Origin of the sequence: Candidatus Pantoea multigeneris (assembly GCF_011752615.1) — a bacterium.
Lineage (GTDB): Bacteria > Pseudomonadota > Gammaproteobacteria > Enterobacterales > Enterobacteriaceae > Pantoea > Pantoea multigeneris.
Map to the genome: position 1 here is coordinate 1 of NZ_VWXF01000021.1, position 11147 is coordinate 11147.

11 protein-coding genes and 4 tRNA genes are annotated in these 11147 nt (G+C 45.9%); 2 read left to right on the top strand and 13 right to left on the bottom strand.

The features are described 5' to 3' along the window. The 5 genes from F3J40_RS24445 to F3J40_RS24465 form a co-directional block, all read right to left on the bottom strand. Nucleotides 1–358, bottom strand: a 358-nt coding sequence (locus F3J40_RS24445; RefSeq protein WP_240155577.1) for a GTP-binding protein, incomplete at its 3' end; no start/stop codon positions are given. Between the two features lie 107 nt (nucleotides 359–465). After that, a tRNA-Thr gene (locus tag F3J40_RS24450) sits at nucleotides 466–541 on the bottom strand. Nucleotides 542–546: 5 nt separating this feature from the next. Beyond that, nucleotides 547–621 (bottom strand) — tRNA-Gly (locus tag F3J40_RS24455). A gap of 185 nt (nucleotides 622–806) precedes the next feature. Continuing rightward, nucleotides 807–891: transfer RNA gene (locus F3J40_RS24460), tRNA-Tyr, on the bottom strand. A 7-nt stretch (nucleotides 892–898) separates the two neighbouring features. Further along, a tRNA-Thr gene (locus tag F3J40_RS24465) sits at nucleotides 899–974 on the bottom strand. Nucleotides 975–1349: 375 nt separating this feature from the next. On the opposite strand from F3J40_RS24465, the gene coaA reads away from it, so the two are divergent. Then, nucleotides 1350–2300 (top strand): type I pantothenate kinase, encoded by a 951-nt coding sequence (gene coaA / locus F3J40_RS24470; protein WP_017349685.1) that lies wholly within the window; start codon nucleotides 1350–1352, stop codon nucleotides 2298–2300. 23 nt (nucleotides 2301–2323) lie between these two features. On the opposite strand, the gene F3J40_RS24475 is transcribed toward coaA, so the two are convergent. The 6 genes from F3J40_RS24475 to F3J40_RS24500 are packed head-to-tail and all read right to left on the bottom strand — an operon-like array spanning nucleotide 2324 to nucleotide 8039. Next, entirely contained in the window at nucleotides 2324–3160 is an 837-nt protein-coding gene (locus F3J40_RS24475) for an MrpH family fimbial adhesin (protein ID WP_167018742.1), read from the bottom strand. 9 nt (nucleotides 3161–3169) lie between these two features. Continuing rightward, complete coding sequence (locus F3J40_RS24480) at nucleotides 3170–3658, bottom strand: fimbrial protein (RefSeq protein WP_167018744.1); 489 nt, start codon at nucleotides 3656–3658, stop codon at nucleotides 3170–3172. Next, on the bottom strand, nucleotides 3655–4134 hold the full coding sequence (locus tag F3J40_RS24485; RefSeq protein WP_167018746.1) for a fimbrial protein: 480 nt from the start codon (nucleotides 4132–4134) through the stop codon (nucleotides 3655–3657). The genes F3J40_RS24480 and F3J40_RS24485 overlap by 4 nt, the downstream gene beginning before the upstream one ends. A 5-nt stretch (nucleotides 4135–4139) precedes the next feature. Continuing rightward, nucleotides 4140–4886, bottom strand: coding sequence for a fimbria/pilus periplasmic chaperone (locus F3J40_RS24490; protein ID WP_167018749.1), 747 nt, complete (start codon nucleotides 4884–4886; stop codon nucleotides 4140–4142). Between the two features lie 4 nt (nucleotides 4887–4890). Beyond that, entirely contained in the window at nucleotides 4891–7464 is a 2574-nt protein-coding gene (locus tag F3J40_RS24495) for a fimbria/pilus outer membrane usher protein (protein WP_240155601.1), read from the bottom strand. Nucleotides 7465–7505: 41 nt separating this feature from the next. Continuing rightward, nucleotides 7506–8039, bottom strand: coding sequence for a fimbrial protein (locus F3J40_RS24500; RefSeq protein WP_167018751.1), 534 nt, complete (start codon nucleotides 8037–8039; stop codon nucleotides 7506–7508). Between the two features lie 576 nt (nucleotides 8040–8615). On the opposite strand from F3J40_RS24500, the gene F3J40_RS24505 reads away from it, so the two are divergent. After that, the gene (locus F3J40_RS24505; protein WP_167018753.1) at nucleotides 8616–8951 is read left to right on the top strand and encodes a FaeA/PapI family transcriptional regulator; all 336 of its coding nucleotides are present in this window, start codon (nucleotides 8616–8618) and stop codon (nucleotides 8949–8951) included. Here F3J40_RS24505 and birA read toward each other — a convergent pair. Both birA and murB read right to left on the bottom strand, forming a co-directional pair. Beyond that, nucleotides 8941–9909 carry a bifunctional biotin--[acetyl-CoA-carboxylase] ligase/biotin operon repressor BirA gene (birA, locus tag F3J40_RS24510; protein WP_167018755.1) on the bottom strand — a complete coding sequence of 323 codons (969 nt, stop codon included), beginning with the start codon at nucleotides 9907–9909 and terminating at the stop codon, nucleotides 8941–8943. The genes F3J40_RS24505 and birA overlap by 11 nt on opposite strands. Beyond that, on the bottom strand, nucleotides 9906–10946 hold the full coding sequence (gene murB, locus F3J40_RS24515) for a UDP-N-acetylmuramate dehydrogenase (RefSeq protein ID WP_167018757.1): 1041 nt from the start codon (nucleotides 10944–10946) through the stop codon (nucleotides 9906–9908). Before murB ends, birA begins: the two co-directional genes overlap by 4 nt. Nucleotides 10947–11147 lie beyond the last annotated feature (201 nt).

An 11147-nucleotide genomic window follows, 5' to 3' on the forward strand; every position in this document is an offset into this window, starting at 1 on the left:
TGTGCTCACGAGTCTGTGGCATTGGGCCATCAGTTGCAGCAACAACCAGGATCGCGCCGTCCATCTGCGCAGCACCGGTGATCATGTTTTTCACATAGTCGGCGTGGCCTGGGCAGTCAACGTGTGCGTAGTGACGAGTTGGGGTTTCATACTCAACGTGTGCGGTGTTGATGGTGATACCACGAGCTTTTTCTTCTGGGGTGCTATCGATCTGGTCGAATTTCTTAGCCTGGCCACCGTAGGTTTTAGCCAGAACAGTGGTGATAGCTGCAGTCAGAGTGGTTTTACCGTGGTCAACGTGACCGATGGTGCCCACGTTTACGTGCAGTTTAGTACGTTGGAATTGCTCTTTAGCCATCGCTAGTCCCTCTAAGACGGATATATCTAGGATATGATCACATTAACCAGGCAATTGCCTGACTGTCAGATTTACAGAGAGAGAATCAGGGAGGGAGAAAAAGGAAGTGGTGCTGATACCCAGAGTCGAACTGGGGACCTCACCCTTACCAAGGGTGCGCTCTACCAACTGAGCCATATCAGCACATCTGGAGCGGGCAGCGGGAATCGAACCCGCATCATCAGCTTGGAAGGCTGAGGTAATAGCCATTATACGATGCCCGCATCCTGGAACTCGGCTACCTGTTCTTTCTGTAGCTTATGAATAATAAAAGGTGCGCTTTTACTATTCGAGCCAGCCGTTTGATTTAGCTGACTCCGACTGTGCCAATGCTCAGCCTGAACCTGGGGTGACTTCTCACCAATTCAGATAACCTTTTTGGTTATCTGTCTCAATCACAAGATTGAGATGGTGGCGGGAGAAGGATTCGAACCTTCGAAGTCGATGACGGCAGATTTACAGTCTGCTCCCTTTGGCCGCTCGGGAATCCCGCCTACTTGATGGTGCCGGCTACCGGAATCGAACTGGTGACCTACTGATTACAAGTCAGTTGCTCTACCAACTGAGCTAAGCCGGCATCAAGTGGAGCGCATTCTAGGAAGACCGGAGGAAGGATGCAACAAAAAAATTAGCTTTTTTATCTCTTCGCTTACTATTTGTGCAAAACATCGCAATTAACTCTGAAATAGTGGAAAAAAACACCGCATCTGCTGAGATTTTCACCACCCATGACACCCATTCCGGCATGGGTAATCCTTGCAGGCTGAAAATGTGGGCGGCATTACGAAAGGATGACAACCTCACTTTTTTTACTTCTTTTTAACGCCTGACTGGTGATAACCTCCAGCCCACTATCTCCAGGCAATTTCCTGAGATAAGCGCGAAGCCGGGAAGGCTTTCTCTTTGTTGAGCAAACCGTTGATAAGCAGTTATTGCTTTCAGAAGCAGACTTATGAGCAAAAAAACGACGCCACTGACTACGCCCTATCTTCAGTTCAATCGTAAGCAGTGGGCTGCACTGCGCGCCTCTGTCCCTATGACACTGACAAGGGATGAAATCGAGCAATTAAAAGGCATTAATGAAGACCTGTCTTTGGAAGAGGTGGCTGAAATCTACCTTCCACTGTCTCGCCTGCTCAATTTCTATATCAGTTCCAACTTGCGTAGACAGGCAGTGCTCGAGCAATTTCTTGGCACTAATGCGCAGAAGATTCCTTATATCATTAGTATCGCAGGCAGCGTTGCAGTAGGAAAAAGTACCACTGCGCGTGTCCTGCAGGCTCTACTCAGCCGCTGGCCAGAGCACCGTAAAGTTGAATTGATTACAACGGATGGTTTTTTGCATCCCAACGCTGTGCTCAAAGAACGTGATCTCATGCGTAAGAAAGGTTTCCCACAATCTTACGACATGCACCGTCTGGTGAAATTCGTCGCAGACCTCAAATCTGGCGCTAGCCAGGTTACCGCTCCTGTTTATTCACATCTGGTTTATGACGTGATTCCAGATGGCGATAAAGTTGTGCATCAGCCCGATATTCTGATTCTTGAAGGTCTGAATGTATTACAAAGTGGGATGGACTATCCGCACGATCCTCATCATGTCTTTGTGTCAGATTTTGTCGATTTCTCAATCTACGTCGATGCGCCAGAAGACATGTTGGAAAACTGGTATATCAACCGCTTCCTGAAATTCCGTCAGGGCGCTTTTACCGACCCTAATTCCTACTTCCATCACTACGCGCAATTGCCTGTAGAAGAAGCGGTGGAGATTGCGAAGGGGCTTTGGCGTGAAATTAACTGGCGTAACCTGAAAGAGAACATCTTGCCGACACGCGAACGTGCCAGCTTGATCATGACGAAAAGCGCCAAGCATGAAGTCCATAACGTACGGCTACGAAAATAACGCCCGGCCCCGTTAACTGACCTCTACAGATACGCTACATAGACAACTCCGCTGCCACTATAGCTTCCCGCTGCAGGGGGCGTTGTTGTCTGTAGCACTGCGCGTAGAGTAAATGATGTAGCAATATGGCTTCCTTGAAGATAAAAGCGGCTTCCTTCCCAGGCATCGCGGTTATTGATCAATAGCCTGGCGGAAAGATTGCGCTTGTTGCCATCAAGGTAGATATTACGTTCGTTCAGTAATGATTTACCGTAAAGAGCAACACTGCCCGCAAGGCTACAAGAAATGCGTCCAGTCACATCCCGGTACTGGCCTGCGATACTGTTGGCACTCAGCGAACCAAAATTGATTTCGGCAGGCAGTTGTACATGACAAGACTGGTTCGCAGGAGGCATTTTTCCGCATACCGAACCAGGAAATACCCGGCCTGTGCCAGCATTTGGTTTTGACCAGTGGACCGGTGAGGCGGCATAAAAAATGCCCACACAAGTAGCATTTGTCGTCGCGACGGGATAGTTAGCATTGTAGGGCACCCCTTTCCGCGCGATCCAGGCATCACGTACCTGCTTTCGGGTTTTGTATTGTTCAATACGAATACAGTGATTCCTTTCGACACAGGAGCCCCACATACCTGGCCATGAACTCGGATAAAGAACATCAGGCCCGAGGTAACAAGTAGGCCAGCCATAGCACGGGTTAAGATCGTAGTCATTTTCTTCCCAGGCAATAATTTGCTGGGTAACGACCCGCCCTATATAAGAGATGGGAAGTACATAGGCACCGGCCATAGCCTGAATGGGGAAAAAAAACAGGGCAGCTAACAGGCACCATCCATGTAAAATCAGTACACGTTTTTTCACTGCACATCCTTACAGATAAAAGGCTTCTAACGTTGCCACTGCCTGAAAGTTGCCAGGATTTACTACAGTTCCCTGCGGTTTTACCGGCACAGCTTGTAACAATGGCCTCTTGGTATGAATAGCTAGCGGTGTATTCAACGCCCATGGTTTCCCATCAATCAGAATACGAATTCCTAAATTTTTCTTACTGCTTTTTATTGCAGAAGCATCATAAGGCTCTGGCGTACCTTTAATATTCAGATAAAGGACAAAAGGAGCGGGTGCCGGTCTGCAATCAATAAGATAGGTTATGTTCTGTAGATAATTCTCTCCATTTATTTTTCCTGAAACTATTTTATTGCCAAAATTCACACTGATGTCTTTCTCATTATTAATGGTGCAGGGTGGTGTATCTAAAATCCTTCCTTTTAACTTCATGGGTGTTGATGCTGTTGAAGCCGTCCCCTCCAGGGCATAGCAAAAAAGTATTACTGCAAAAACAGAAAAGTGATTTTTCATCTGAACTCCACGACTAAAGTTGCAGCACTGCTGAAATCACCGGCTTTTAATACACCTTGTTGATGGCGCACGGGTACCACCTGAAGCTTCGGCAATGTAGGGTAGTTAAACGAAATCCAGTGATTAACTGGCAGAGGCGTTGCTCCCGTGCCCTGTAAGAAGCGTACTCCAAGGTTATGGTTGGTTGTCGCTAAGAGCGTATTGTCGAAAGCACTTACACTTCCCGTTAATCGTAAACGCATTGCTGTTGTCGTATAGTTATGGCATTTGAGGCTAAAAATAACGGGCTTCTTATATTTTACGCCATCTATCAATGCTGCATAAATGTCTTCACCAAAGTTTATTTCAATGCTACGCCCATCATTGACCGTACATGTTGGATGCAGAATGCCAACCTTAATAGCGACGGTCTGTTGGGGTGCTGCAACTGTATAACAACTCAGCATCAGAGGAAGAAATAACAGGGATTTTTTCATTGCTGTTAGTCAGGCTTGTTACCAGAGTCAGTCACAGAGCACTTATCACTCCGACAACTGAATGATAAAACAGGACGTCCACCATAATCATCGATATAGGTAATGAAAGGCTGTTTACCTAAGGCATTTACTTTACCTTTCATTTTTTCACTGCTGAAGGGAGCAATCATAACAGGCTCAAATCCTTCAATACTTGGCCCCTCTTTCCTGGTACTTGCCTCCACTACGGTAACATAATAAGCCGTTGGGTTCTGAATACGATAATTATCACCTTCGGCGATCAGAACCAACCTCTCTTGCCAAGGCTTAACTAAATCAATCCGCTCCACCACAATACTCGCAGGTCGATAAAACAATTTAACTCTCGTGTGTAGCGCAATTTGCAGTGTATTAGGCTGATCGCTGCGAGGTGGGACCTCACGTAAATTGAAATAGAATAGTGTTTCCCTGTCTCTTGCCAGCAAAGCAGCGCCTTGTAGCGCCTGGACTTTTATCTGGCTCTTCTCTCCGGGTTCAACACGTTGAAGCGGCGGCAAAACAGTAAGAGGAGAGGTAATTTTATTTCCTTGCTGATCTTCAATCCAGCCTTGAGCAAGATAGGGCAACTGTGGATTTTCATTACTAATGCTCAGGCTTACAGACTTTTCGCCTTCATTATAGATAACCCGGGTACGATCAAGGGAAACAGCAGCTTGCACCGTGGGGCAACTTATAAAGGCAAAGACAATAACGATCTTCTGTTGCTTATTCATTGAGTTATCCTTCCTGAATCATAAAATGCTCTGCCCTATGCTTCATCCCCTCATCAGGGAGCAGGCAAGGTAAAAAAAGCGAATCTTGGTTCAATGCAGGCAGGTTGCCTGGAATCGTTATTGAGCAACCAACATCACCATTCCACTCGACATACATAATTTCACCGGGTCGTAATCCACTTAAGTAAACCGTTCCCTGTTCGGCAATCATGCCAGTCTGCTGCTGACGGTTGTTACGCACCTGAGCACCAAACGGCGGATATTCACCATTCACCATACGCAATACCGCCATGCCCTTACTGCCTGACAAAACGGTAAATTTTCGATAACCAATGGCACCTTCGGTTAATGTGGCCTGCACAACCGATCGCATCACTTCCGTATTGTCATTGAGCGCATCCAGATCAACCCGCGCTCTCGAACGGTGGTAGTGGTTAATATCGGATATCACCGCTTTACCCCAAACGTTGCTATTCGTATTACTACCAAAACTCCGGACTGGAACATCAGCAACGCCATCAGTATCAACCAGCAATCTTGCACTGCCCGGGAGTGATGTTCGGTGTAAAGCACCGCCTTGTGAAGTCAGCGTTAGCCCTCCCTGAGCTGACAACCCAAATGCACTGTATTTTGCTTGCTGGTAGCTGGCATTAGCGGTGATCAGAGACTTATCACCTTCATGGCTGTAATACCCAGATAGATAGCCTCCCGGAGATGACTGCCCCACAGACACCTGATAATTGTCTCTTGCGTTGTTCCTGGAAACAAAGCTGGCTCGCTGATCACCTTTCCCATCCGTGCTCGCGGCGTTATAGCTGACAGCAGAGTTTTTCCCCCAAGGCAGTGAGAGCGAAACATAAATGCCGTTTTCTTCTTTTTTGTCATACAAGCTGCGATAGGCGGAAAGAGAAGCGCTCACGTTTCTCAGTTTGGCAAAGTCAAAATGGTGTGCTGCGCTGATCTCATAGCGATCGGTTGCTTCACGATCCCAGTAGGTTTGATGTGACCAGTTCAGGAATGAGCTCATGTTCCAGCGCTCAAACTGCTTATTAAACGTCACTGTATAGAGTTGCTTGCTGTTATGGCGGACATCTCCTGTTCTAATGGACCTGAGATAGTCTGTTGTGGAGAGGAAATTTTCCTCTGAGAAACGGTATCCGGCGAAGTTGATCTGGCTGCTGTAATCTTCGAAACGTTTTGCATAGCTTAAGCGATAGGAGCTGCCCTTTAACCTCCCTGCCATCGGGATCGATGCATTGGATTGGGTGGTATCGAAGGATAGCGCCCCAAACATCAGTAAGTCACGGCCAAATCCTAAGGTCACAGACTGATAATCTTTACTCAGTACACTGCCAGAGTAAGCTGACCATCCGTTATTGATGCCCCAGGAAATATCGGCGGCCGCAAACTCTGGCCCATCGACTTGATGCCCGAAGGTCGATATTTGGCCAGATGCAAAGTTGTAACGCACCTGCCCCGGCCTTGTCAGATAAGGCACACTGGCAGTGTCAACTTCATAATCCTGCCTGCTACCATCAGACTCCTCAATCTGGACATGAATCCTGCCACTGACCGCTTCATTCAGTTCCTGTATATGAAATGCACCTGCGGCAACCTGAGTTTCATAAATGATCCGTCCCTGCTGGCGGAGAACCACCCGTGCATTCGTTTTTGCAACGCCTGAGACCTCGGGAGCATAGCCCCGCAGTCCCGGAGGTAACATCGATTGGTCAGTACGTAGATTAAAACCGAGGAAACGAAAATTTTCGAATAGCGAGGATGTAGTGACCATTTCACCCAACTCGAAGCGAGAATGCCAGTCAGGAACGGCTCGACTCATGTAGTAACGCGTCCAGACGAATTGCTGATCGCTGTTCTTGTTATTCCCAGTGGTATGATCAATTCGGCCTTGCCATTCAGCTCGCACTCGCCATGGTCCGGTATTAAGTCCTACCACACCATTTCCCCCCAGCATATAGGACGGTTTCGCCTGGTCAGGATGGGAAGAATTAAAATTGAGATTATAATCAGCCAAAATACCGCTAATGCCTTCATCCCACCTTGAAGGGGGATCCCATTCATTAGAGTGATACTCAAGATACATTCTCGGGACTGAGACAGTCAGTTTGCTTGTTGCGAGGCTACCAACAGCAACAACGCCGGGTATGCTCTCAAACTCGAGGCACTGTTCTCCTTGCTGCCAGGACAATGTTTTCTTGATAGCGCTTTTAAGGCCAAACTGCTCAACTAAAGCAGGTGTAATACAGGGTATGCTCTGCTGGCCTGCATGATCAGGAGAAAAATAGTGGACAACCTGTTCAGGCAATTCAACTGTATTTATCTGTACTACCATCATGTACTCACCTGGCAATATGAATCCTGCAGATGAGAACACGCTGAGATCAATATTTTCCTTGTCTTTAACATCTAGCACATCCATGTTGAACTCAATTTCCTTAGCAGAGATATTATTTTTAGTAAAAACAGCAAGCAGAAAAATTATTTTTATAATTAATAAAGCATGAGCAGTAACGGCATGCCCCATTTTTATTTCCCAGGTTAAATTGGTGCCAGTCATTTTTAGGATCCATGCGGCACATCGCCGCATGGATTCTTATTTTATTGATAAGACAGTGTAAAATTAGATACTGTCTGGAAGTTACCAGGCTTGATCACAGCCAGACTACCACCACCTTGCAGGTATGCAGAATAACTCAATGTGTTATTTCCATCCTGTAAAGCCTGTGCAGTCGTTTTCTCACCAAGCTTAATCTTTGTACCCGAACCATCTTTTAATATGATGCTTGCACCTTCAGCACTACCATTAATACCAAGGCTATCAGCATCCCAAAGCGATTTAGGCCCCGTAAACGTGGACTGAACCGATTTCAATGTCGCTGTGGTGCAATTTTCCAGCTTGATATAGAAAGGCTGTGGCGTAGATGTCCCGGTATTCTTGTCAGTTGCAAGTTCCGCATTGGAAATCTGACCAAGGTTCACCGTTTGATCTACAGAGTTTGGGTTAATAGAACAAGGCGCATCAATGATAGCACCTGTAAACGTCACTGTTCCACTTCCTGTATTCGCTGCATTAGCAGCACCAGAGATACCCATTGCAACCAATAATGCCATCATCTTTGCATTCAAATTCATTATCTATTCATCCTGATAAGTATAATATTTTATGACTTACTTAAACGGGTACACTGAAAAATTCCACTAGTAACGCCCAATGAAATATTTAATTCGCTAACACTTAGCTAGCTAACATGTATATATCATGGGTATGAAAGAAAATTCATGGCGGAATTTTACCCCCTCATCATTACACAGTGTTTTTCAGCGAGCACATTTTTACAAAAAAGCAGCGAGTTATAAAAGAGAATTCTTTTTGCATTAACAAATTCAAAACATCTCACTATTAATGAACCTTGCAGCTTTATGTTGCGACATAAGAAGTCGCTATTTTCACAAACTTAGAGCATTGCACCGATGAGATGGCAACAAGCGGTATATAATCCCTTTCATGTTGAAAAAAACAGAATTTAGTGACAGATTGTTCTTGTTATTTTTTAAAGTTGCATTGAGAATGCATCTTAACACTATGTAATTACTGGAATTTATTTTTATAGTGGATAAATAGGGAAAGGAATTTTCGAGGTGACTCACAAACTTAATCAAATACTGCGAGAAACTATTTACGGGAGAGTTTTTAGAATGGATCATCTTATGCTGAGTTCTAACGTTAAGACGTTAGATAAACGATTAAAGAAAAAAAAGACCGAGTCACTTCACTATGGAAAAACATTTTCACTGCAGAGCAAAGTACTGGCAAAGCTACAGAGCCGCTGTGCGGAATCTACATTGAATAATGTGGAGCAATGGGTGAGCACTCGAGAGGTAGCGGAAGCTAGTGAAATGGGTATCTATCAGGCACGAAGATTACTGCTCAAGCTGGTGAAAGCAGGCATTGTAATCGTCACTCCAACACCTGTAAAAAATACACTGCGCTGGCATTTGAGTGACGAGGCTATGAAATGGCTTAGTACTACAATCAGAGGTTAGTTTGTGGGCGTAATGAAATTTCGCCTCCGACCCAGGCTTTTATTTCACCTTCATGCTCTAGTAACAGCCCACCCTGATGGTCAATCCCACGGGCAATGCCGTTCACAACCCGATCGCCTATTAATAGCTTAACCGGGCGGTTAATGTAGTTATCAAACTTTGCCCAGCGTTCAGTGAATGAGGATAAGCCTTCCTGCTCAAACTTACGTAAATTCACACGAAGTTCATTGATCAAAGAAGCAGCGAGTTGGTTACGATCGACCTTGATACCCGCATCTTGCAGATTGATCCATTGTTGATCAATTGCTGCTGCTGCTGGTTGGCTCATGGCAAGATTGATACCCGCGCCTAACACGATATGTGCTGCATCCCCGGTTTTGCCTGTCAGTTCAACCAGAATGCCCGCCAGTTTTTTATCATTCAGATAAAGGTCATTCGGCCATTTAACTTTGATACCTTCAGCGCCAAGAGACTGCAAGACTTCAGCAACCACGATACCAATCACCAGACTCAGCCCCATTGCAGCAGCCGGGCCTTCTTCCAACTTCCAGTACATTGAAAGATACAGATTTGCCCCAAATGGTGATACCCAGACCCTACCTCTGCGGCCTCTCCCTGCATTCTGATATTCAGCAACACAGGCAAAACCAGATGCCAGCCGATGCATATTATCCAGCAAATACTGGTTTGTTGACCCCAATACCGGCACAACATCAAGATTCTTTTCCGGCACTTTTGGCAGAATCATTGCCTCATTAAGCAGCTCAATAGGAGATGTGAGGCTATATCCTTTACCGGTGACCGTTAAAAACTCAAGCCCCCACTCTTTTAGCGTCTGCATGTGCTTATTGATAGCAGCCCTGCTCATTCCCAGCAGTTCTCCCAGTTGTTCCCCTGAATGGAATTGCCCATCTGCCAGAATACTGACCAGCTTTAACGGTACGCTAGTATCTTTCACGCAATCACCTCTACAGCATTAACTTCACCCGTCGCACAAATAAAGCGAACTTCAGGTTCAAGCCAGATATCAAACTTATTTCCAACCTGGGTACGTACTTCATGAGCCAATCTAACGACATCATTTCCAGTGGCATCTTCAACATTAATCAATACCAATGCTTGCTGCTGATGGACCATAGCCCCTCCTTCACGCAGCCCTTTTAAGTGACATTGATCAATGAGCCAACCGGCAGCGAGTTTCATACTGCCGTCTGCCTGGGGATAATGTGGCATTGAGGGATAATACTGCAGCAATGCTTGCGCCTTTTCAGCGTCAATAACGGGATTTTTGAAAAAACTCCCGGCATTGCCAGTGACTTTAGGGTCTGGAAGTTTACTCCGCCTCATATGGCAAACAGCATCAAAAACATGCTGAGGAGTGACTGATGCGGGATCTAATTTAGTCAGATCACCATATGACAGGATCGGTTTCCATTTTTTTGCCAGGATCAACCCTACAGCAACGATCGCATAGCCTTCCTGATAGCGATGTTTAAAAATACTGTCGCGATAGCCAAATTCGCACTCCGCAGAGCTCATGCGCATGGTATTACCCGTACTCAGTTCAACAATATCAACATATTCACAGACACGATTGAACTCGATACCATACGCGCCAATATTTTGGATAGGTGCAGACCCCGCACAACCGGGTATTAATGCAAGGTTTTCCAGACCAGCAATACCTGTTTTCAAAGTATGTTCAACCAGCTGGTGCCAGTTTTCACCGGCACCAATGTGCAAATGCCAGTTTTCTTCCGTCTCGCTGATCTCAATCCCTTGAATACGATTAATCAGTACATGTCCGGAAAAATCTTCGAGGAATAATACATTACTTCCTTCACCCAGAATTAAAACGGGTTGCTGAGCAACTCTGCTTTCCTGCCACAGCTGGCACAATGTTTCCCTGTCATTTATGACGCTAATTTGCGCAGCTCGCGCATTCAAATTAAACGTATTCCAGGGCTGAAGTGAAGAGTGTGTGTGGCAAGACATGATTAAGCCTTTACTGAATAATCGGAGGACCAGTTTACCCGATCCCGATCAGGTTGGGAGGTGGATTTACGCTGTATCCCCCTCTCTGTTGTACTTTGCAGCTGGTTTATATCTCAGATAGTGGGGATTTTAAGTGCCGCAAACGCAAAAAACCCCTGTCTTTCGACAGGGGTCTTCGCTTATTTGATGCCTGGCAGTTCC